This window comes from Cupriavidus sp. GW821-FHT07C08, assembly GCF_059419025.1.
On the sequence record NZ_JBWKQZ010000015.1, the window covers coordinates 149190 to 171643 of the forward strand.

Sequence of the window (22454 nt, forward strand, 5' to 3'; positions counted from 1 at the left end):
TTCAGAGGAAAGCGAGGTAGCACTATGTGGCAGCGCGCAGGCGGTGTCGGCAATGCAGGAGCGGCGGGGCCGCGCAGGTGGTGGGGGGCGATGGCGTTCCTGGCGGCGCTGTTGCTGTCAGGGTGCGCCAGCACGGTGATGACCGATGTCACGGCGTTCAGCCAGCCCGGCTGGCAGAACGATGCGCCGCGCACCTACAGCTTCGAGCGCAGCGCCGAGCAGGCCGCGCAGCTGGACCGCCAGACCTATGAGCAGTGGCTGGCCACGGCGCTGGCGGGGATCGGCTTCGAGCAGGTGCCGGCGAAACAGGCGCGCTATCGCGTCAGCATGGACTTCGATGCCGCGCCCGGCATCGTGCGCGTGGCCGAGACCGTCTACCCGGACCCGTGGTACGGCCCGTGGGGCCCGTACTGGGGGCCTGGCAACTACCGCCCATACGGGCCCTGGGGTCCGTGGGGCCCATGGGGGCCGGGCTACTGGCCGCCGCAGACCGTGGTGCGCGACGTGCCGGTGACGTTCTCCAGCCTGCGGGTGTATTTCAGGGATGCGGCCAGCGGCAAGCGGATCTACCAGGTCACCGCGCAGAACCAGACCGAGAACGGCAGCCTGCCGGCGGTCATGCCCTACCTGATTCGCAGCGCCTTTACCGACTTCCCGGCCGAGAGCGGCCGTCCGCGCCGGGTGACGCTGGAGGTCGAGAAAAACGCAAAGTAGGGCGACCGGAGCCTGGCCGCGCCGTCCCGGTAAGGCGCTGCGTGCGGATGCATGCAGGGGCATGCGTCTGCACCTGCATTGCATACGCAATGGTAAAAGCTGTTTAACTGGAATAATCCACTCAAAAAACGGCCTGCAGGCGGGCTCTGGTGGTACTTTGCGCGGACACGTGGGCTAGAATGGTTGCTCGATTTTTCCGGCCTGTCTGCCGGAATCGCCAGTTTCGCTGCCAGGCGTTGTCCTTCGCTGCCGGCCCGTATCCTGAGACTTCTCGATCGGGGCCGAGCCGGTTCTTGGCGGGAGAGCGGCGCTTCCGGTTCGGGCCATTTTCCGGACGAGCCAATGAGCAGCAAGAAAAGCGGTGATGCACCGCAACATGCCCCGAACAGTCCTGAAGCGCAACTGCGCCTCGCTGCGCTGGAATACCACCGCAGCCCCACCAAGGGAAAGATCCAGGTAACCGCGACCAAGGCGCTGTCAAACCAGCGCGACCTGTCGCTGGCCTACTCGCCGGGCGTGGCCTATGCCTGCGAGGAAATCGCCAAGGACCCCGCCACTGCCGCCGAGTACACCTCGCGCGCCAACCTGGTGGCCGTGATCACCAACGGCACCGCCGTGCTGGGCCTGGGCGATATCGGCCCGCTGGCCGGCAAGCCGGTGATGGAGGGCAAGGGCTGCCTGTTCAAGAAGTTCGCCGGCATCGACGTGTTCGACATCGAGCTCGACGCGCGCGACCCGGACAAGATCGTCGAGATCGTCGCCGCGCTCGAGCCCACGCTGGGCGGCGTGAACCTGGAAGACATCAAGGCGCCGGAATGCTTCTACATCGAGCAGAAGCTGCGCGAGCGCATGAACATCCCCGTCTTCCACGACGACCAGCATGGCACCGCCATTATTTCGACCGCGGCGCTGCTCAATGGCCTGAAGGTGGTCGGCAAGGACGTCGGCAAGGTGAAGCTGGCCGTGTCCGGCGCCGGCGCGGCTGCCATTGCCTGCCTGGACACCATGGTCAGCCTCGGCGTGAAGCGCGAGAACATCTCCGTGGTGGACTCCAAGGGCGTGATCTACGTTGGCCGCGACGCCAACATGGAAGCCAACAAGGCGCGCTACGCACAGGACACCTCGGCGCGCACGCTGGCTGACATCGTCAAGGACGCCGACGTCTTCCTGGGTTGCTCGACCGCCGGCGTGCTGACCGCCGAGATGGTCAAGACCATGGCCGACAAGCCCATCATCCTGGCGCTGGCCAACCCCGAGCCGGAAATCCGCCCGGAAGTGGCCAAGGCCGCGCGCCCGGACTGCATCATCGCCACCGGCCGTTCGGACTACCCGAACCAGGTCAACAACGTGCTGTGCTTCCCGTACATCTTCCGCGGCGCACTGGATTGCGGCGCGACCAAGATCACGGAAGCGATGAAGCTGGCCTGCGTCAAGGCCATCGCCGAGCTGGCCGAGGCCGAGCTGAACGACGCCGTTGCCGCCGCCTACGGCGGCCGTGAGCTGAAGTTCGGCCCGGACTACATCATCCCGACCCCGTTCGACCAGCGCCTGATCGAGAAGATCGCGCCGGCGGTGGCCAAGGCCGCCGAGGAATCCGGCGTGGCCACGCGCCCGATCAAGGATCTCGAAGCGTATCGCCAGCAGCTGTCCACCTATGTCTATCACACCGGCCTGATCATGAAGCCGGTGTTCTCGGCCGCCAAGGCCGCGCCCAAGCGCGTGGCCTACGCCGAGGGCGAGGAAGAGCGCGTGCTGCGTGCGGTGCAGACCGTAGTGGATGAAGGGCTGGCCCGTCCGACCCTGATTGGCCGTCCGCACGTGATCCAGATGCGTATCGAGAAGGCCGGCCTGCGCCTCAAGGCCGGGGTGGACTTCGACCTGGTCAATCCGGAAGAAGACCCGCGCTACCGCGCCTACCACGAGGCCTACCACGCGCTGCGCGGTCGCGACGGCGTGACGCCGGACATGGCCAAGGTGGCGCTGCGCCGCTCCAACACGCTGATCGGCACGATGCTGATGCACATGGGCGATGCCGATGCGCTGCTGTGCGGCACGGTCGGCCGCTTCGAGGCTCACCTCGAGCACGTGCGTGACGTGATCGGCCTGGCGCCGGGCGCCAAGGTGTTCGCCGCGATGAACGCGCTGATGCTGGAGAAGCACACGCTGTTTATCACTGACACCTTCGTCAATGACGATCCCTCCGCCGAGGAACTGGCCGCGATCGCACAACTGGCCGCCGAGGAAATCGCGCGTTTCGGCCTGATCCCCAAGGCCGCGTTGATGTCGCATTCGATGTTCGGTTCCTCGACCCGTCCGTCGGCGCGCAAGATGCGCGAGGCTGCGGCGATCCTGGCCAAGGTGGCACCGCACCTGGAAGTGGAAGGCGAGATGCAGGGCGACGCCGCACTGGACGAAGACGTGCGCCGCCACTTCCTGCCGTCGACCAAGCTGGCCGGCAGCGCCAACCTGCTGGTGATGCCGACGCTGGACGCGGCCAATATCGCCTTCAACCTGCTCAAGATCACGGGCGGGCAGGGCGTGACGGTGGGCCCGATCCTGCTGGGCGCGGCCAGGCCGGTGCACATCCTGAACCCGCAGGCGACCACACGCCGTATCGTCAACATGACGGCGGTGGCCGTGGCGGAGAGCAGCGCGGTGCGCTGATGCGCTGAAAACGCAGTCAGCAAGAATGCAAAAAGCCGGGTCGTCTGACCCGGCTTTTTGTTTGATGCTGCCCCGCGGCAATCGCGAGGGGAGGGCACTTGACGTGGTTGCTATTGCAGCACGTTGTACTGCTCGCGCATCACGACGATGATCGACTTGGCCGCGGCCAACTGCGTGTCGAGATTTTCAACATATTCCTGCGGGAAATCGACCTCGGCGCTCCAGTTGCATCCGGTATGGTCAGGCTGGTGCATTCGCACCGCGTGCAGTTCGCATTCGCCGCACTCGGGGTTGTTGTCGAGGCACTGGTTCAGGATGGCCATCAGTTCGGAACGGGTCTTCGGGTATCGCCGCATGAATCACCTCTCTCAATGTCGTTTTGAGGGTCCGGAACACCAATCTAGGAAGCGTGAAGGGGGGCTTCCAATTGAATCCATCTATGAAATGTTGGCTTTCGATCCGTATTGCCTGACGGCATGCGATGGCGCGGCGCAGCATTGCTGCGGCAGATTTCCGCACGGTGTGATGCGAACGCGGCAATGAAAAAGCCCGCCGGAAGGGCGGGCTGCAGGACTGCCGGTGAGGCGGTTACGTCATCAGAACTTGTGACGCACGCCCACGCCGAAGGTATCGCCGTGCTCGATGCCGGTGATCTTGTCGTAGTAGTAGGCGGCGTACACGTCGGTGCGCTTGGACAGGTTGTAGTCGTAGGCGACGGCAAACGTGTTGCGCTTGAAGTCACCGATCGCGTTCTCGGTCTTGCCATAGGCGTAGGACGCCAGCACGTTGCCGGCACCGATCGGCACCGAGGCGCCGACCTGACCGTTGGTGTGCTTGATGTCGCCGCTGGCGGCCGTGCTGGCCTTGGTCTTGATGTACTGGCCCTGGGCGAACAGCTTGACCACCTTGAAGTCGTACGTGATGCCGCCCAGGACGGCGTCCTGGCGGCTGAAGCCCGCGCTCGACAGGTCGTCGGGAACCGCGTTGAAGCGGACCTGCTGGTACGCGACGGTCGCGGCGAACGGCCCATTGAAATACATCAGGTTGCCGCCCCACTTGTTCTGGCCCGCGGCACCTGCCTTCTCGCCTGCCGAGTAGATCAGGTTCGCGCTCAGGCCGCCGAAGTTCGGGGTGGAATACAGCACCGAGTTGTTCCAGCCCGAGTCGCCGATGATGCCCGGGTCCACCACGCCATTGCTGGCGGAACCGAAGTAGGTGTGGAAGATGGTCGGCGAGAACACGTACGAGTCGACCAGCGGGTTGAACAGGATGGTCGAGATGAAGTACGGGGTCGTGTTGCGGCCCAGCTTCAACGTACCCAGCTTGTCATTCTGCAGGCCGACGTACGCATTGCGGCTGAACATCGAATCCCCGTTGAAGCGGCCGCTGTTGCCGCTGTCCGTGCGGAAGAACCCGTTCAGGTCGAAGATGGCCTTGGTGCCGCCGCCCAGGTCTTCGGTGCCCTTGATGCCCCAGTAGGACGTCTGCATACCGCCCGAGTTGGCCACCCATGCGCGCTCGCCCGAACCCGGGCTCTTGACGCCGCCGACGAACATGTCAGCCTGGCCGTACAGCGTGACGCTGGACTGGGCCATGGCCGCGCCGGAAAAAAGGGTAGCCGCTACCACCGCCAGCTTTAGTGCCGGCTTGTACTGCTTCTGCATTGTTAGACCTCCGTGGTTTGATCGATCCTGCTTGGAACGTTGTGTACTGGGTCCCTGTCGGGTTCTTCTAATGTCTTGGTGCTTTTATTCGTGCCGCCTGGCCTGGCTCGGTGATGGGTGGTGCATGGGGTGCCGGCGGCATCGGGTACAGCGTTTTTTGTTATACAGGTGACGCTTTTTTGCTCAGGCGGATACTAAGTCGTCAAGCCGGAACTGCGCAATGCGATGGATCTGGTTGATGCACGTTTGCAACTCTTGCTGCGGCGTGTTTTCCAGGCGGCGCGCGAACTCCGCGATGATCCCGTGGCGGTCGTAGCCGCGCACGGCCAGGATGAACGGGAAGCCGAACTTCTGGTTGTAGGCCGCGTTGAGCGACTGCAGGCGGTCGAACTCCTCGGGCGTGCACAGGTTCAGGCCGGCGCCGCTTTGCTCGCGCGTGGATTCGGCGGTCAGCTCGCCGCGCACGGCGGCCTTGCCGGCCAGCTCCGGGTGGGCGCGCACCAGCTTGAGCTGGGCCGCCTCGCCGGCTTCATCGACGGCCTTGCGCAGTGCCTGCGCCAGCGCGGCACCGTCGGCGAAGGGCCGTTGCGCGGCAGCGGCCTCGGCAAACCACGGCGAATGTTCGTAGATGCCGCCCAGCACCTGCACGAACTCCGCGACAGGCATGGTGTTGAGTTGGGCGATGGTGCAGGTCTGGCTCATGCTTGGTTCCGGGGGGTGTAGGGGTGGGTATCGGCCCAGTGGCGGGCTATGTCGACACGGCGGCAGATCCACACCTTGTCGTGTCCCTGCACATAGTCGAGGAAGCGCTGCAGCGCGCGGAAGCGGCCCGGGCGGCCGAGCAGGCGGCAGTGCATGCCGACCGACAGCATCTTGGGGCTGTCCTGTCCGTCGGGGTCGCCTTCCTCGTACAGCACGTCGAACGCGTCCTTCAGGTACTGGAAGAATTGTTCGCCGGTATTGAAGCCCTGCGGCGTGGCAAAGCGCATGTCGTTGGAGTCGAGCGTGTACGGCACCACCAGGTGCGGCTTCTTCTCGCCGCCGGTGACTTCGACTTCGGTCCAGAAGGGCAGGTCGTCGCCGTAGTAGTCCGAGTCGTACAGGAGGCCGCCGTGCTCCACCACCAGCCGGCGCGTGTTGGGGCTGTCGCGGCCGGTGTACCAGCCCAGCGGCAACTCGCCGGTCAGGTCCTTGATGATCTGCATGCCGATGCGCATATGCTCGCGCTCGGTGGCTTCGTCGATGCCCTGGTAGTGGATCCAGCGCCAGCCGTGGCAGGCGATCTCATGGCCCAGTTCGACAAAGGCGCGCGTCAGTTCCGGGTGGCGCTGCAGCGCCATCGATACGCCGAAGATGGTCAGCGGCAGGCCGCGCTTCTCGAACTCGCGCAGCAGGCGCCAGACGCCGGCGCGAGAGCCGTATTCGTAGATGCCCTCCATGCTCATGTGGCGGTCGGGGTAGGCCGCGGCGCCGACGATCTCGGAGAGGAACTGCTCGGAGGCGGCGTCGCCGTGCAGCACGCAGTTTTCGCCGCCTTCTTCGTAGTTGAGGACGAACTGCAGCGCAACGCGCGCGCCGCCCGGCCAGCGGGCGTGCGGCGGCCGGGCACCGTATCCGATGAGATCGCGTGGATAGTTATCTTTGGTCATGTGTCTTTGCTTGCTTCAGGAAAACTTCCGGCACCGCCGCGCCGCCCGCAAGCGCCGACCATCACGCAATGTACGTGCCAGTCGTGCCGGCGGCGGTGCCGGATACTTCGATACCGTTGCTTCGGTTACTCGGTGCCGTGCGAGTTGGCGGCGGCGTTGCGCATGGCCTCTTCGCGCGACTGGATGCCGTTGTAGAACAGGTTCAGCGCCACGGCCACGATCGTGCCCAGCACGATGCCGCTGTGGGTGAACGGACCGGTCCACTTCGGCAGGTACTGGAAGAAGGTCGGTGCCAGCGTCGGGATCATGCCGGCGCCGATCGAGATGGCGACGATGAACAGGTTGTGGCGGTTGCGGTTGAAATCGCATGAACCCAGGATGCGGATGCCGGTGGCGGCCACCATGCCGAACATCACGATGCCGGCGCCGCCCAGCACGAACTGCGGCACCGAGGCCACCACGTGGGCCATCTTGGGGAACAGGCCGAACGCGATCAGGATGATGCCGCCGGCCGCCGCCACGTAGCGCGAGCGCACGCCGGTCACTGTCACCAGGCCTACGTTCTGCGAGAACGAGGTGTACGGGAAGGTGTTGAAGATGCCGCCGATCACGGTGCCCAGGCCGTCGGCGCGCAGGCCGCGGGTCAGGTCCTCGTTGCTCAGCTTCTTGCCGGTGATGTCCGACAGCGCCAGGAACATGCCGGTGGATTCCACCAGCGTGATCAGCATGACGATGCACATCGACAGGATGGCGGTCACTTCAAAGGTCGGGATGCCGAAGTGCAGCGGCGTGATGACAGCCATGAAGCTGGCTTCATCCAGGCCTTCGAACGACACCTTGCCCATCGCCATCGCCACCAGCGTGCCGGCGATGATGCCCAGCAGCACTGCGCAGTTGGCCACCAGGCCGCGGCCGTACTTGGTCAGCAGCAGGATGATCAGCAGCGTCAGGCCGGCAATGCCGAGGTTGGCCAGGTCGCCGTAGGCGAGGTTGGGCACCTCCTTGACCACGCCGTCGATCACGGCACGGGTGGTGGGCTGGCCGCCGGCCGCCCAGTTGATGCCCACGCGCATCAGCGACACGCCGATCAGCGTGATCACCGTGCCGGTCACCACCGGCGGGAACAGCCCCAGCATGCGCCCCATCATCGGCGCGATCAGGATGCCGAAAATTCCCGACGCGATCACCGCGCCATAGATGCCGAGCAGGCCGACATTGGGATCGGTGCCGATGGCGATCATCGGCGCCACCGAGGCGAAGGTCACGCCCATCATCACCGGCAGGCGGATGCCGAACTTCCAGAAACCAAAGGCCTGGATCAGCGTGGCCAGGCCCGCGGCGAACAGGTCGGCGTTGATCAGGAACGCCAGCTGGTCCTTGGGCAGCTTGAGCGCGCCACCCACGATCAGGGGCACGGCAACCGTGCCGGCGTACATCACCAGAACGTGCTGCAACCCGAGCGCGAGCAGGCGCCCGGAAGGCAAACGCTCGTTGGTGAGGTCCGTCGGGACCGTGGTGCTTGCGGAATTCATGGGTGCGTCTCCTCTCCTTTGGTTTGATGGGAACACCACTGCCATGGCCCTGGTCCTGGATGCAGGAAGGTCTCCGGACCGTTATCTGCCGGTCGTGTCAGCACTCTCGTCGGTGAGCCGGGTGCTGTTTGCCGACCGGGTCTGGCCTTGTATTTGGGGGCAGGGGCGGGAACACCGTGCTAGGTGGAGCGGCCTAGCACGCTGCGAAGATCAAAGTTGCCCGGCTCGTCCGGCTGCACGCGGTCGGCGCAGGCGCCAAGGTGGTGCGCCATGCGTGACTGGGCCAGCGCGGCATTGCCCTGTTCGAGTGCGTCGAGGATCTCTTCGTGTTCATCGAACGAGCAGGCGTTGTTGCCCGGGGCTTCCACGCTGGCGATCATCAGCGTGGTGCGCGACACCAGCCGGCGCATCATGTTGACCAGCAGCGCGTTGCCCGACAGTTCCGCCAGGGCCGTATGGAACTCGGCGGACAGGCGGATCCATTTGGGCCGGTCATGCGTGAGGAAGGCCTGGCGCTCGCTGGCCACCATCTGGCGCAGCGGCGTGATCACGGTCTTGACGTCGGGCATGCCGGCAAGCTTTTCCAGCACCGCGCGTTCCAGCATCTGGCGCAACTCGAACATGTCGTGCGCCTCGTCGGTGGAGGGGCTGGCGATAAAGGCGCCGCGGTTGGGTTCGAGATCGACCATGCCGTCGGCGGCCAGGTGCGACAGCACCTTGCGCACCGTGTGCCGCGCGGTGGCATAGATCTCGCAAAGGGAATGCTCGGTCAGTTTGGTGCGCGGCGGCAGCCGGTGCTCCATGATCGCGTCGTAGATCTCGTGATACATGCGCTCTTCGACCGAGCCCTTGCGTGCGGGCTTGGCGGGCTTGCCCGCCTGGATTTCAGTCGGCTCGGCGTCGGCCTTGGTTTCGGCGTTGGCGGCAATCAGCTTCAGGCTCTTGGACATCGTGGCACCAGCAGTCAGGCAGGGCACCGCAAATCCTGGACATCAGGCAGCGGTGATCCAAAAATTGTTGACAATTATTTGGTTACTGCTTCAATATTGTCAACAAAACCGACTCAGGTTTTCGACAACTCAGGGAAATCCCTGAATTGCCAACCGGGTAGTGCAGGCGCATTGTCGCCACGCACCACCCAGCGCCGGGATGCGTTACCAGACGTACCGAGCGGGCACCATTCCCACCAATGGTGCTAGTGAAGGCAGCGGCGCCCCTCACAACCCAATCGCCTAAGGAAAAACACGATGGGACGCTTGACCACACACGTACTCGACACCGCTGCCGGCACGCCCGGCAAGGGCATGTCGGTTACTCTTCATAAGATTGTCGACAATCGTCGCGAAACCCTGAAGACAGTCGTGACCAACCACGACGGCCGTTGCGACCAGCCGCTGCTGGAAGGCGCGGACTTCGCCGTTGGCGTGTATGAGCTGGAATTCGCTGCGGGCGACTACTTCCGCGCGCAAGGCACGCAGCTGCCCGAGCCGGCTTTCCTGGACGTGGTGCCCCTGCGCTTCGGTATTGCCGATGTCAACGCGCACTACCACGTGCCCCTCCTGGTTTCGCCCTGGTCGTACTCGACCTACCGCGGCAGCTGAAGCGGTGGCATAGGGAAACAGGAGACAAGACATGGAAGGCTATATTCTCGACTGGGCCAATCTGCTGCTGCGCTGGGTGCACGTCATCACGGCGATCGCGTGGATCGGCTCCTCGTTCTATTTCGTCTGGCTCGACAACAGCCTGACCCGTCCCACCGATCCTGACCTGCAGGAGAAGGGTGTCGGCGGCGAGCTGTGGGCCGTGCACGGCGGCGGTTTCTACAACCCGCAGAAATACCTGACCGCGCCCAAGACGCTGCCTGAGAACCTGCACTGGTTCTACTGGGAGTCGTATTCCACCTGGATGACCGGCTTCGGCCTGCTGGTGGTGCTGTACCTGTTCAACGCCAGCACGTTCCTGATCGACAAGAACGTCTACGACATGTCGCCTGGCGCGGCGGTCGGCCTGGCGCTGTCCTACCTGGCCGCGGGCTGGGTGGTCTATGACGTGATCTGCCGCGTGTTCGGCAAAAGCGACAAGACCGTGGGCGTGCTGGTGGCGATCTACGTGGCCGTAGCTGCCTACGTGGCGTGCCACCTGTTCTCGGGCCGTGCGGCGTTCCTGCTGACCGGTGCGATGATCGCCACCATCATGAGCGCCAACGTGCTGGTGTGGATCATCCCGGGCCAGCGCAAGGTGGTTGCCGCGCTGCGCGCAGGCCAGCCGGTCGATCCGGTCCATGGCAAGAACGCCAAGCAGCGCAGCGTGCACAACACGTACTTCACGCTGCCGGTGCTGTTCGCGATGCTGTCGAACCACTACAGCATGACCTACAGCTACAAGTACAACTGGGCCGCGCTGATCCTGATCATGCTGGCCGGTGTGCTGATCCGCCAGTTCTTCATCCTGAAGCACAAGGGCAAGATCAACGTGGCCTGGCCCGCGGCCGGCGTTGCCGTGCTGGCCGTGGTCGCCGTGCTGATCGCACCGCAACCGCGCCCGGCCGTGGCCAAGGCAGAAGGCGGTGACGCCGCCGCCACCGTCAGCTTTGCCAAGGTGCAGGAAGTGCTGAACGCGCGCTGCGTGCAGTGCCACGCCGCGCAGCCGAAGATGATGCCGACCGCGGCCAAGGGCATCAAGCTCGACACCGCGGAAGACATCAAGGCCCACGCCCAGCTGATCTACCAGCAGGCCGTGCAGCAGAAGGCGATGCCGCTGGGCAACGTGACGCAGATCACCGACGACGAACGCGCCCTGCTGGGGCAGTGGTTCGAAGGCGGTGCCAAGACCACCAACTAAGGCTGTGAAAAGCATCAGGGCCGGCGCGTGCAGCCGGCCCGCGAAATCCGAGCATCGGTGATCGACGGTCCGGAGGGTTGTGCAGTTGGCAATCGTCAGTACCGGACCGGCGAGGGTTTGAACGGGGCCTTGCGCCCCGTTTTTTTTCGGCGACTATCCGCCGATATTCAGCAGCGCCAACACCCCCAGCACCAGGAAAATCCCCGCCGCGATCTTGTGCACCAGCGCGATCGGCATCTTGTTGGCAAACTTGTCGCCAAGCAGGACCGCCGGCGCATTGGCGACCATCATGCCGAAGGTGGTGCCGGCCACCACGGCAATCACCGCATCGCTGAAGCGCGCGGCCAGCGCCACGGTGGCGATCTGGGTCTTGTCGCCCATCTCGGCGAAGAAGAAGGCCACGATGGTGGTGCCGAGGATGCCGAGGGCGCCCTTGACCGGCTTGGCCTGTTCGGCGTCGTCGAGCTTGTCGGGGATCAGCATCCATCCCGCCATCGCGATAAAGCCCAGGCCCAGGATCCAGCGCAGCAGGCTTTCGCCCAGCACATGCGTGATCCAGCCGCCGAGCGCGCCGGCAAAGCCATGGTTGAACAGCGTGGCGATCAGGATGCCAAGGATGATGGGGATGGGCTTGCGGTAGCGCGCGGCCAGCACCAGCGACAGCAATTGCGTCTTGTCGCCCATTTCAGCGAGGGCGACGATGCCTGTGGAGACGAGGAAGGCTTCCATTTTGGTTTTGTGGGGTAACCGGGCCGCAATGCATCGCGAGATGCCAATGACGCATACCTTTCCCGGCCCGGCCAGAAAGGTATGGTCATCGGTCTCGCCAGGCTGGACGCTGCCGGGTCCGTATCAGTACACGGCCGGGCGGGTCCGGAGCTGCGCACGCCATAACCGCAAGCGGTCAAGTCTGTTGACGTACGCCCCTGTCTCCCGGAATCCGCATTGCGCGGCGCGGTGAGAGCAGGGCGGCTACTCCCCAATGGAGGCGGCAATTATAGCGGCAGCGGGGGCAGGCGTCCACCTGCCCCCGCCACGTGGCCTGCACTCTCAGGCGGGTACAGGCGCGTTGTCGCTGGTCTGGCGGCCGCGGAAATCGGTCCAGCACAGGGCCTTGAAGTCATAGAGCTTGCAGCGGCGCGCAGTGTCGAAATACCAGCGCCAGGAGAAGTTCTCGATGATGATGCGGCCCGGCAGCGCATGCTCCAGCAGCGCCTGGGCGCGCTTGAGGCGGTACAGCGGCACGCTCATGTCGACGTGGTGCGCGGTGTGTTCCATGATGTGGTGCAGCGCCGCGCCGATGCCGTGGCGGAAGCGCAGGTGCACGGTGGTCGAGACAAAGGGCTGCGCCTTGGCCCACATGGCCTTGGTGTCATACCAGGCCACGCTGGTATGGGTGTGGTGCACGTACAGCACGAAGCCGACTGTGACGTTCCAGACCAGGAAGGGCAGCACGAAGCCGGCACCGATGAGCATCCAGACGGACTGGTCCGTGGCCAGTGCCAGGCCAGCCAGCGCGCCGATCCAGGCCAGCCCGAATGCGGCTACCAGCACACAGTCGCCGGTGAAGATCGGGCGGCGCGTGGCCATCTGGCGCTTGCTCGGGAAGAACATCTTGCACCACCAGATTTCCACCAGGTAGTACAGGCCCGGGCCGAAGCCGGTGCGGTAGATGCGCTCCATCACGCGGCGCCAGCGCGGCAGCGCGTTGAATTCTTCCAGCGAGTAGGGCGCCCAGACGAAGTCGAAGCCCTTCAGGTTGGTGTAGCCGTGGTGCACCACGTTGTGGCCGACTTCCCACAGGCTGTACGGCGTCAGCGAGGGCAGGAAGGTGAGCCGGCCCAGCCACTTGTTCAGGCCGCGGCGCGGGGTCAGGCTCTGGTGGCAGGCATCGTGGCCGATGATAAACAGGCGCGCGATGATCAGCCCGGCCAGCACGCCCAGCGCCAGCTTGGCGGCCCAGTGCTGCGCCAGCACCACGCCGGCCAGCACGGCGCCGAACAGCAGGTAGTCGAAGGCGAACAGCAGCAGTGCGCGCGGGGTGCTGCGCTGGCCCAGCGGGATCAGCCAGCCGCGGATGATCTTGCGCGAGGGCAGCGGGGCGTCCGGTGCGATCGGCGCCGGAAGCGGGGCGTGGTTGGGCGCACCCTTGCGCGCGGCATGGGGCACATCATGCGGGCCATGGGCGCGCTCAGGGGCGTGAGCGGCGGATTGGGATGCGGTCATGCAGAACCTTCTGATTGCGGTCGGATGGGTATGGGCGCACGGCACGCAGAACGGCCGCGGCGGAACCGCAAGGTTAGAAGGCTTTGTGGGAGACGGTCTTGACGCTCGTCAAGCCGGAGGCGGGGGCGAAGCGGTAAAAGCGCGCCCGCCGCATGGCGGCGGGCGGCTGCTGGCCAGGTGACGGATCAGGCGGCCGGCACGTGGGCGGCCTCGCCCATCACATAGACGCTGTCGATGAGGCGGTCGTCGCCCAGCATGGCAAAGGCGAACAGCTCCTCTTCCAGCGTTTCCGAGCGGTTGCTGCGGCGGGCGATCAGCGGCGTGGCCTTGGGGTCCAGCACGATGAAGTCGGCCTCGCAGCCAACGCCAAAGCTGCCGACGCGGTCGGTCCAGCCCAGCGCCTCGGCCGCGGCGCGCGTGGCCAGGTAGAACATGCGCAGGGCGGTCAGGTAGTAGCCGCCCATGCGCGCCACCTTGTGCGCGGCGTTCATGGTGCGGAACATCGAGAACGAAGTGCCGCCGCCGACGTCGGTGGCCAGCGTCACGTTCAGGCGGTTGGCGTCGGACTGGTGGAAGTCATAGAAGCCGCTGCCCAGGAACAGGTTGGAGGTGGGGCAATGCGCCACCGCGGCACCGCTGTCGGCCAGGCGCCGGCGGTCGCCCTGGTCCAGGTAGATGGCGTGGCCGTACATAGCGCCCGGGCGCAGCAGGCCGTAGCGGTCGTATACGTCCAGGTAGCTGCGCGCGTCCGGGAACAGCTCGGCGACCCATTTGACCTCGTCGCGGTTCTCGGCCACGTGGGTCTGGATAAAGGCGTCCGGGTAGGCGCGCGCCAACTCGCCGCAGGCGGCCAGCTGCGCCTCGGTCGAGGTCGGGGCAAAGCGCGGCGTGATGGCGTAGGCCAGACGCCCCTTGTTATGCCAGCGCGAGAGCAGGTCGGCGGAGTCCCGGGCGCCGGTCTCGGCCGTATCGCGCAGGAATTCCGGGCAATTGCGGTCCATCATCACCTTGCCCGTGACCATGCGCAGGTTGCGCGCCTCGCTTTCGGCAAAGAGGGCCTCGGCCGAGGCCTTGTGCACCGTGCTCCAGACCACCGCGCTGGTGGTGCCGTTGCGCAGCAGTTCCTCGGTGAAGAAGCCGGCCACGCCGCGCGCGTAGTCGGGGTCGGCAAAGCGGCGCTCTTCGGGGAAGGTGTAGGTCTCGAGCCAGTGCAGCAGGCCCGGCGACGGCGACGCGATCATGTCGGTCTGCGGGTAGTGCACGTGGGTGTCGATAAAGCCGGGCACGATCAGCTTGCCGCGGTGATCGACGATCTCGGCGTCGGCCGGAATTCGCGCAGCCAGCTGCGTGTAGTCGCCGGCGGCGGCGATGCGCCCGTTGGTGACGATCAGCACCCCGTCGTCCCAATACTGATACGCGTCCTCATGGAATTGCGGATCGCGCAGGAAATGCAGCACGCGGCCGCGAATGGCACGGGTGAGGGAGTCAGTCTTGGGATTGGTCGTCATGGTTTGTCTCTTGTGGCCGGCCCGCGCGGAACGGCATGGTTCAAGCAGCGGGCCGGGCTATTGGCATGCGCCGCGCTCAGGCCGCTGAGGTCGTTGCGGGCGGGGACTTGGGCGGGCTCGACCAGAAGTGGTCGACTTCCGCCAGGAATTCGGCCTTCTGCATGGCAGGCAGGAAGGCCGCTTCAAAACTGTTGCGGGCAAGCTTGTGGGCATCGGCCGCGTCCAGCGGCAGCGCGTCGAAGGTGGCTTCCCAGTTGGCGTTCATATAGCCGCCGAAGTAGGCCGGATCGTCCGAATGCAGCGTGATCACCACGCCGGCATCGAGCATGCGCTTGAGCGGGTGGTCGCGCAGGTCCGGGTAGACCTTGAGCTTGACGTTGGACAGCGGGCACACGGTCAGCGCCACGCGCTCGCGCGCCAGGCGTGCCACCAGCGCCGGATCGTCGATGGCGCGCACGCCGTGGTCGATGCGCTGCACCTTGAGGATGTCGAGGGCGTCGGTGACGTATTGCGCCGGACCTTCCTCGCCCGCGTGGGCCACCAGGTGCAGGCCCAGCTCACGCGCCTTGGCAAATACGCGCGCGAACTTCTCGGGCGGGTTGCCTTGCTCGGACGAATCCAGGCCCACGCCGACAAAGCGGTCGCGGTAGGGCAGCGCCGCTTCCAGCGTGGCGAAGGCGTCTTCCTCCGGCAGATGGCGCAGGAAGCACAGGATCAGGCTGCTGGAGAAGTCATATTCGGTGCGCGCCTGGGCCAGGGCATCGGCGATGCCGTCGATCACCACGCCGATGGGCACGCCGCGCGCGGTATGGGTCTGCGGATCGAAGAAGATCTCGGCGTGGCGGACGTTGTCGGCGACGGCGCGCTTGACGTAGTCCATGGTCATGTCGAAGAAATCTTCCTCGGTCAGCATCACGCTGGCGCCGGCGTAGTAGATGTCCAGGAACGACTGCAGGTCGGTAAAGGCGTAGGCGGCGCGCAGCGCCTCGACGCTGGGGTAGGGCAGCGCCACCTGGTTGCGCTGCGCCAGCCGGAAGATCAGTTCCGGTTCAAGCGTGCCTTCGATATGCACATGCAGTTCGGCCTTGGGAGTGCGGCGGATCTGTTCCGCGAGCGCGGCATCGATGGTCATGGGGGCCTCGTTTCTGGGCATTTCTGTGCCTGCCGGCGGGGCCGGCGGCACGGGTTCAGGGATGCACCGCCTCCGGGCGGCCCAGACGCAGCGCGGCAAGGCGCTGTTCGCGGACCTGGAGCAGCTGGGCGACGATGGCTACCGCAATCATAGCCGGAGCCTTGTCGGTAATCCCGGGAACCCCCATGGGGCATGTCATTTCCGCAAACCGGGCCGGGTCGATGCCGTGCTCGGCCATGCGGTGTTCAAAGCGCGCGCGCTTGGTCTTGGAACCGATCAGCCCGAAGTAGGCAAAGTCGGTGCGCTTGAGGATTTCCTCGCACAGGGTCTGGTCCAGCGCGTGGCTGTGCGTCATGACCAGGAAGTAGCTGCCGGCGGGCGCCTGCGCCACTACCGCCTCGGGCGTGTCGCTGGCCTCGGCCTCGACATTGTCGGGCAGCCCGCCGGGGAAGAGCGTGTCGCGCTCGTCGACCCAGTGCACGCGGCACGGCAGCGTGGCCAGCACCTTGACCAGCGCATGGCCGACATGGCCGGCGCCGAACAGCACCACGTGCATGGTGTCGGGCACCAGCGTATCGGTCCAGCTGCCGTCGGCGTGCAGCGTTACGCCGGGGAGCACGGCATGGCTGTCGCCATGGGTGATCGCGCCGCTGGCCGGCACCTGCCGCTGCAGTGCCTTGCCGGCGGTGAAATTGCGTTCGACCGCGTCAAGCCAGTGCAGGTCGGTTTTGCCAAGGACCTCGAACGCCAGCTGCACCACGCCGCCGCAGCACTGGCCCAGCGCCGGCCCGAGCGGAATGCGCTCGATCCGGCGTTGTTCACCGCGCACCAGCATCTCGCGCGCGATATCCATGCCGCGCCACTCCAGGTGGCCGCCACCGATGGTGCCGACCAGGTCGTCGGCGCTGACCAGCATGCGGATGCCGGCCTCGCGCGGGGCCGAGCCCTTGACCTCGACGATGGTGACCATTGCCACCGGCACGCCGGCGCGCACCATGCGGGCAGCGTCGGCGAAGCGGAAGGGTTTGAGCGGTGCGTTCTGCATGTCGGGGGCCTTGTCGGTGTTGCCTGGTTGCTGCTTGATGCTGTGGTGCTGCCTGCGCTAGGTCATCGCAAGGGTGGCGCGCGCCTGCTTCTTCCACCGGCCCCTTGCCCGTCAACGCGGGCAAGGGGGGAAAGTCCGGCGGCGCCCGCAGGCGCGCGCTTCCTGCGATCGTTCAGCCAGCTCAGGCTGGCTGCGCCGCGGCTTCGCGCACGGCGTCGACGGCGTCCAGGATCGCCTCGCTGGTGGCCGGGGCCTTCAGCGGCGGGTTGATGCGGTAGTCGCCAACGGCAGCCACGGCGTCGCGGATCGCGAAGAACACCGAGAACGGCAGCAGCAGCGGCGGCTCGCCCACGGCCTTGGAGCGGTGGATGCTGTCCTCGACGTTGCGGTTCTGGAACAGGCGCACGTTGAATTCCTCCGGGCAGTCGTTGACCGTCGGGATCTTGTACGTGGACGGGGCGTGCGTCATCAGCTTGCCGTCCTTGTTCCACCACAGTTCCTCGGTGGTCAGCCAGCCCATTCCCTGGATAAAGGCGCCTTCGACCTGGCCGATGTCGATCGCCGGGTTCAGCGAGCGGCCGGCGTCGTGCAGCGCGTCGGCGCGCAGCAGCTTCCATTCGCCGGTGAGCGTGTCGACCAGCACCTCGGAGCACGCGGCACCGTAGGCGAAGTAGTAGAACGGGCGGCCCTGCAGCTTGCTCTGGTCCCAGTGCAGCTTGGGCGTGGTGTAGAAGCCGTCGGACCACAGCTGCACGCGCGCCACGTAGGCTTCGCGCGCCAGCTCGCCGAACGACACGCGCAGCTCGCCGGCGCTGACCAGGTCATCGTTGAAGCGCACCTCGGACGGCTCCACGCCGGCCTTGCGCGCGGCAAACACGGCCAGGCGCTCGCGGATCTGGCGCGCGGCGTCCTGCGCGGCCTTGCCGTTCAGGTCGGCACCGGTGGAAGCGGCGGTGGCCGAGGTATTGGCCACCTTGCTGGTATCGGTCGCGGTCACGCGCACGCGTTCCATGCGGATGCCGAGCTCATGCGCCACCACCATCGCCACCTTGGTGTTCAGGCCCTGGCCCATCTCGGTGCCGCCGTGGTTCACCAGCACCGAGCCGTCGTTGTAGACGTGCACCAGCGCGCCGGCCTGGTTGAAGTGGGCCACGTTGAACGAGATGCCGAACTTCACCGGGGTGATGGCGATGCCCTTCTTCAGCACCGGGCTGGTGGCGTTGAAGGCGCGCGTGGCTTCGCGGCGGGCGCGGTATTCGCTGCTGGCCACCAGTTCATCGATCAGCTCGTGGATGACGTTGTCTTCCACGGTCTGGCCGTAGGGCGTGACGTTGTTCTCGGTCTTGCCGTAGAAGTTGGCGCGGCGCACGTCCAGCGAGTCCTTGCCGACCGTGCGGGCGACATTGTCCAGGATGTATTCGACCGCGAACGCGCCCTGCGGGCCGCCGAAGCCGCGGAAGGCGGTATTGCTCTGCGTGTTGGTCTTGCCGCAGTAGCCGTCGATCTGCACGTTCGGCAGCCAGTAGGCATTGTCGAAGTGGCAGATGGCGCGGGTCATCACCGGGCCCGACAGGTCGGCCGAGAAGCCGGCGCGCGACACCATCTCGACCTTCACGCCCTCGATATGGCCTTCGTCGTCGTGGCCCACGGTGTAGTCGAACACGAAGTCATGGCGCTTGCCGGTGATCATCATGTCGTCGTCGCGGTCCGGGCGCAGCTTGACCGGGCACATCAGCTTCCAGGCGGCCAGCGCCGCGCAGCAGGCGAACAGCGCCGATTGCGACTCCTTGCCGCCGAAGCCGCCGCCCATGCGGCGGCATTCGACCAGCACCTGGTGCGCTTGCCAGCCGAGCATATGGCACACCGCGTGCTGCATCTCGGTCGGGTGCTGGGTCGAGCACCACACTTGCATGCCGTCGTTCTCGCGCGGCGCGGCGTATGAGATCTGGCCTTCCAGGTAGAACTGCTCCTGGCCGCCCAGGTGGATCTTGCCGCTGTCCTGGTGGGCCGCGCCGGCAATGCGCGCGGCGGGCTCGCCGCGTGTCAGGTGCATCGGCGGCAGCACATAGCTGCCGGCCTCGTGCGCCGCTTGCGGCGACAGCACCGGGGGCAGGTCTTCGTAGTCAATCGTGCCCAGGCGGGCGGCGCGGCGGGCGGCGTCATGCGAGGTCGCCACCACGATAAAGATCGGCTGGCCGATGAACTGGACCACGTCGCGTGCCAGGATCGGGTCGTCGTGGATGATAGGGCCGCAGTCGTTGGTGCCCGGGATGTCGTCCACCGTCAGCACGTCGACCACGCCGGGCGCGGCGCGCACCTTGTCGAGCGAGACCGACTTGATGCGGGCGTGCGCGCGGGTGCTCATGCCGAGCGCGGCGTGCAGCGTGCCGGCCAGCTCGGGGATGTCATCCGTGTAGGTGGCGGTGCCGGCCACGTGCAGGTGGGCGGATTCATGCGGACGCGAGATGCCGACCTGCGGGACCTGTTCGGCGGTGGCGTCGAGCAGGAAGGGTTCGGTTTGCTTGTTCATGCCGATGCTTTCCTATTTCTCTGGCTCAGGCCGTGGCGGTTTCAATGGCGCCGGCGCCGATGGCGCGGACGTTGACGGCTGCCGCGGGCAGCGCTTCGGCGCGGGTCTCCAGCCAGAAGCGGTACAGCAGGTTGGCGGCACCGCGGCTGCGGTACGACGCGCTCGCGCGCATGTCGGACAGCGGCGTGAAGTCCTGCGCCAGCGCGGCCATGCCGGCGCGGGCGGTGGCTTCATTCCAGGGCTGGCCGGTCAGGGCCGCCTCGGTAGCGGCGGCGCGCTTGGGCGTGGCGGCCATGCCGCCGAAGGCGATGCGGGCCTGCGTGACGATGCCGTCCTGCACGGTGATGCCGAATGCGGCACACACGGCGGAAATATCCTCATCAAAGCGTTTGGACAGCTTGTAGGTGCGGAAGTGCTGCGGGCCGGCCACCGGCACGCGCAGCGCGGCGACGAATTCGCCCGGCTGCATCGCGGTCTTCTGGTAGGCCAGGTACAGGTCTTCCAGCGGCAGCGTGCGGCGCGTTTCGCCGTGCTGCAGCACCGCTTCCGTGCCCAGCGCGATCAGCGCCGGCATCGAGTCGCCGATCGGCGAACCGTTGGCGATATTGCCGCCCAGCGTGCCGGCATTGCGGATCGGCAGCGAGGCAAAGCGCTTCCACATCTCTTCCAGCTCGGGGTGCGCGGTGTTGAGTGCGGCGTAGGCCTTTTCCAGCGTCACGGCGGCGCCGATCTCGACCATGCCGTCGCGCTCCTCGATGTGGTTCAGGTCTTCCACCTGGCCCACGTAGAGCAGGTTGCCCAGCTCGCGGAACTGCTTGGTGACCCACAGGCCCACGTCGGTGCTGCCGGCCAGGATGCGGATATCGGGCTGTGCCGCCTTGATCGCGCCGAACTCGGCCGCGGTGCGCGGGGCAAAGAATTCCTGGCCCTGGGCGCGGTAGCGGAAGGTCTCGCCGCGCTTCAGATTGCGCAGGGTGTCGGCGATCTGCTTCGGGTTGAGCTTGTCCGCGGTGGGAGCGGGCAGGGCCATCATGCGCTCGCCGGCGTCGATGATCGGGCGGTAGCCGGTGCAGCGGCACAGGTTGCCGGTCAGCGTGTCGCAGATGGTCTGGCGCGAGGGGGCTTCGCCGCCCGGGGTGTGCTGCTGGTACAGCGCCCACAGCGACATCACGAAGCCGGGGGTGCAGAAGCCGCACTGCGAGCCGTGGCACTCGACCATGGCTTCCTGCACCGGGTGCAGGTTGCCGTCGGCCTGGCGCAGGTCCTCGACCGTGATCAGGGCCTTGCCGTCGAGCGTGGGCAGGAACTGGATGCAGGCGTTGACCGCCTTGAATTCGACATCGCCGCCGTCCTGCAGCTCGCCGACCACGACGGTGCAGGCGCCGCAGTCGCCTTCGGCGCAGCCTTCCTTGGTGCCGGTACAGCGCGCGTCTTCACGCAGGTACTGCAGCACGGTGCGGGTAATGGGGGCGTCGGATACTTCCTTGACCTGGCCGCGGTGGAAAAAGCGGATGGTTTGCGTCTCCATGGTCTTCTCTCTCTTGGTGATGGCGGAAACATAGCACCCTGGCCTTTCATGCAATATTCGGCCCAGGTGATATGCCCCATCAGCGCGCGGCCCCGATTGGTGCCCCGCCGCACCGGCGGGCGCCCCCCTGGAGGAGGTGATTTGACCGTTTGTGGGGCGCCTGTCATACACTATGCGCCGTTCCCATCCCCCACGCCACCCATCCGGCCCCCGCCGGAGGGCCGCCATCGCCATGCACGGACGCGACCATCTCGATACATATTTGCTGCGGGTGCTTCACACCTTGCTGACCGAGCAGAGCGTGACCCGCACGGCCGTGCGCCTGGGCCAGTCCCAGCCCGCCATCAGCAATACGCTGAAGCGCCTGCGGGAGATCACCGGCGATGCTATTTTGGTGCGGGGCAAAAACGGCATGGTGCCGACCGAGCGCGGCCGCGAACTGCTGGCGCTGGCTGAGCAGAGCCTGGCGGCGATGGACCGCATTGCGCGCCCGCCGCAGCAGTTCGACCCGGCCACCACCACGCGCACCTTCCACCTGGGCGCGCCGGACTACCTGGACGCCTTCTTCCTGCCCAATATCGTCGAGCGCGTGCGCCGCCTGGCGCCGGGCGCCAAGCTGTTCGTGCATCCGATGACGTCGTCGTCGGACTTCCTGGACGACCTGGAGCAAGGGCAGCTGGATATCGTGGTCGGCAACTGGCTTTCGCCGCCGGAGCACCTGCATATCTCGCCGCTCTTCGACGACGAGGTGGTGTGCATGCTGGGCGCGCAGCATCCGCTGGCGCGCAAGGGGCTGACGCTCAAGCACTACCTGGAGATGCCGCACCTGGCCCCGGCGCCCTATGCGTCGATGCAGCGCAGCATGATCGACCAGGCGCTGGCCGAGCAGGGCTACAAGCGCAATATCCAGGTCACGCTGCCGTATTTCGGCCTGGTGCCGTATGTGTTGATGAAGACCGATATGGTCTTTACCACCGGCCGCCAGTTTGCCGCGCACTACGCGCAGTACCTGCCGATCCGCATGGTGCCCTCGCCGGTGTCGTTCCCGCGCATGCGCTTCTACCAGCTGTGGCATGAGCGCTGCCACGCGGCGCCGGATGTGATGTGGATCCGGCGGATGATCGCCGAGGTGGCGGCGGATCTGCCGCAGCTGCCGCGGCTGGAGGCTGAGGCGGGCTGAGGGGGCGGGGCAGCAGGCGAGGGGCTTGAACTGCCGCAAACGTAGTTGCGCATTCCTACGCAGTTATGCACAATTTGCGCATGTCACGCACGATGGTCAGCATACAAGAGGCGGCGGAGTTTCTGGGCGTCTCGGCTCAAACGCTGAGGCGCTGGGAGCGCGAGGGCAAGCTCATTCCGGACGAACGCACAGCGGGCGGGCGTCGTCGCTACGATCTGGCGCGGCTGCGGCCCGAACAATT

The 22454-nt window shown here is 66.2% G+C and carries 19 protein-coding genes and 1 riboswitch; of the genes, 6 read left to right on the forward strand and 13 right to left on the reverse strand.

The features are described 5' to 3' along the window. Positions 1–90: 90 nt before the first annotated feature. Together AC07UK_RS19870 and AC07UK_RS19875 are read left to right on the forward strand one after the other, a co-directional pair. Positions 91–714: a DUF4136 domain-containing protein gene (locus tag AC07UK_RS19870; protein ID WP_494686252.1), complete on the forward strand. Its 624-nt coding sequence runs from the start codon at positions 91–93 to the stop codon at positions 712–714. A 342-nt stretch (positions 715–1056) separates the two neighbouring features. After that, positions 1057–3378, forward strand: a complete 2322-nt coding sequence (locus AC07UK_RS19875; protein WP_494686208.1) for an NADP-dependent malic enzyme — start codon at positions 1057–1059, stop codon at positions 3376–3378. Positions 3379–3488: 110 nt separating this feature from the next. Here the strand turns inward: AC07UK_RS19875 and AC07UK_RS19880 are convergent, their stop codons facing one another. The 6 genes from AC07UK_RS19880 to AC07UK_RS19905 form a co-directional block, all read right to left on the reverse strand. Then, positions 3489–3734: a hypothetical protein gene (locus AC07UK_RS19880; RefSeq protein ID WP_013955972.1), complete on the reverse strand. Its 246-nt coding sequence runs from the start codon at positions 3732–3734 to the stop codon at positions 3489–3491. A gap of 240 nt (positions 3735–3974) precedes the next feature. Then, positions 3975–5042, reverse strand: coding sequence for a porin (locus tag AC07UK_RS19885; RefSeq protein ID WP_436221107.1), 1068 nt, complete (start codon positions 5040–5042; stop codon positions 3975–3977). Between the two features lie 183 nt (positions 5043–5225). Then, the gene (gene uraD, locus AC07UK_RS19890; RefSeq protein ID WP_494686207.1) at positions 5226–5744 is read right to left on the reverse strand and encodes a 2-oxo-4-hydroxy-4-carboxy-5-ureidoimidazoline decarboxylase; all 519 of its coding nucleotides are present in this window, start codon (positions 5742–5744) and stop codon (positions 5226–5228) included. Continuing rightward, a complete protein-coding gene (puuE, locus tag AC07UK_RS19895) occupies positions 5741–6691 on the reverse strand; it encodes an allantoinase PuuE (protein WP_494686206.1) in 951 nt (316 codons plus the stop codon). The genes uraD and puuE overlap by 4 nt, the downstream gene beginning before the upstream one ends. Positions 6692–6816: 125 nt before the next feature. Continuing rightward, complete coding sequence (locus tag AC07UK_RS19900; protein WP_436221110.1) at positions 6817–8223, reverse strand: nucleobase:cation symporter-2 family protein; 1407 nt, start codon at positions 8221–8223, stop codon at positions 6817–6819. A 179-nt stretch (positions 8224–8402) separates the two neighbouring features. After that, a complete protein-coding gene (locus AC07UK_RS19905) occupies positions 8403–9173 on the reverse strand; it encodes a GntR family transcriptional regulator (RefSeq protein ID WP_494686205.1) in 771 nt (256 codons plus the stop codon). 297 nt (positions 9174–9470) lie between these two features. On the opposite strand from AC07UK_RS19905, the gene uraH reads away from it, so the two are divergent. Further along, positions 9471–9824 carry a hydroxyisourate hydrolase gene (uraH, locus tag AC07UK_RS19910; protein ID WP_010809171.1) on the forward strand — a complete coding sequence of 118 codons (354 nt, stop codon included), beginning with the start codon at positions 9471–9473 and terminating at the stop codon, positions 9822–9824. A gap of 31 nt (positions 9825–9855) precedes the next feature. Beyond that, positions 9856–11064: a urate hydroxylase PuuD gene (locus AC07UK_RS19915; protein ID WP_436221111.1), complete on the forward strand. Its 1209-nt coding sequence runs from the start codon at positions 9856–9858 to the stop codon at positions 11062–11064. 153 nt (positions 11065–11217) lie between these two features. Here AC07UK_RS19915 and AC07UK_RS19920 read toward each other — a convergent pair whose 3' ends face one another. The 7 genes from AC07UK_RS19920 to xdhA all read right to left on the reverse strand — a co-directional run bounded on the left by AC07UK_RS19920 (position 11218) and on the right by xdhA (position 21033). Further along, positions 11218–11793 carry a TMEM165/GDT1 family protein gene (locus AC07UK_RS19920; RefSeq protein WP_436221112.1) on the reverse strand — a complete coding sequence of 192 codons (576 nt, stop codon included), beginning with the start codon at positions 11791–11793 and terminating at the stop codon, positions 11218–11220. A gap of 114 nt (positions 11794–11907) precedes the next feature. After that, positions 11908–12057: riboswitch (yybP-ykoY riboswitch) on the reverse strand. Positions 12058–12114: 57 nt separating this feature from the next. Next, a complete protein-coding gene (locus tag AC07UK_RS19925; RefSeq protein WP_013955981.1) occupies positions 12115–13290 on the reverse strand; it encodes a fatty acid desaturase in 1176 nt (391 codons plus the stop codon). Between the two features lie 185 nt (positions 13291–13475). After that, on the reverse strand, positions 13476–14798 hold the full coding sequence (gene guaD / locus AC07UK_RS19930; protein ID WP_436221114.1) for a guanine deaminase: 1323 nt from the start codon (positions 14796–14798) through the stop codon (positions 13476–13478). A gap of 76 nt (positions 14799–14874) precedes the next feature. Then, positions 14875–15930 (reverse strand): adenosine deaminase, encoded by a 1056-nt coding sequence (locus AC07UK_RS19935; protein ID WP_436221115.1) that lies wholly within the window; start codon positions 15928–15930, stop codon positions 14875–14877. Positions 15931–15985: 55 nt separating this feature from the next. Further along, the gene (gene xdhC, locus AC07UK_RS19940) at positions 15986–16975 is read right to left on the reverse strand and encodes a xanthine dehydrogenase accessory protein XdhC (RefSeq protein ID WP_494686204.1); all 990 of its coding nucleotides are present in this window, start codon (positions 16973–16975) and stop codon (positions 15986–15988) included. Positions 16976–17156: 181 nt separating this feature from the next. Beyond that, complete coding sequence (gene xdhB, locus AC07UK_RS19945; protein WP_494686203.1) at positions 17157–19505, reverse strand: xanthine dehydrogenase molybdopterin binding subunit; 2349 nt, start codon at positions 19503–19505, stop codon at positions 17157–17159. A gap of 25 nt (positions 19506–19530) precedes the next feature. After that, positions 19531–21033: a xanthine dehydrogenase small subunit gene (gene xdhA, locus AC07UK_RS19950; protein ID WP_494686202.1), complete on the reverse strand. Its 1503-nt coding sequence runs from the start codon at positions 21031–21033 to the stop codon at positions 19531–19533. 232 nt (positions 21034–21265) lie between these two features. On the opposite strand from xdhA, the gene AC07UK_RS19955 reads away from it, so the two are divergent. Both AC07UK_RS19955 and AC07UK_RS19960 read left to right on the forward strand, forming a co-directional pair. Further along, positions 21266–22213, forward strand: coding sequence for a LysR substrate-binding domain-containing protein (locus tag AC07UK_RS19955; RefSeq protein WP_010809162.1), 948 nt, complete (start codon positions 21266–21268; stop codon positions 22211–22213). Positions 22214–22305: 92 nt separating this feature from the next. Beyond that, the coding region (locus AC07UK_RS19960; protein WP_494693888.1) for a MerR family DNA-binding transcriptional regulator at positions 22306–22454 on the forward strand (149 nt) is incomplete at its 3' end.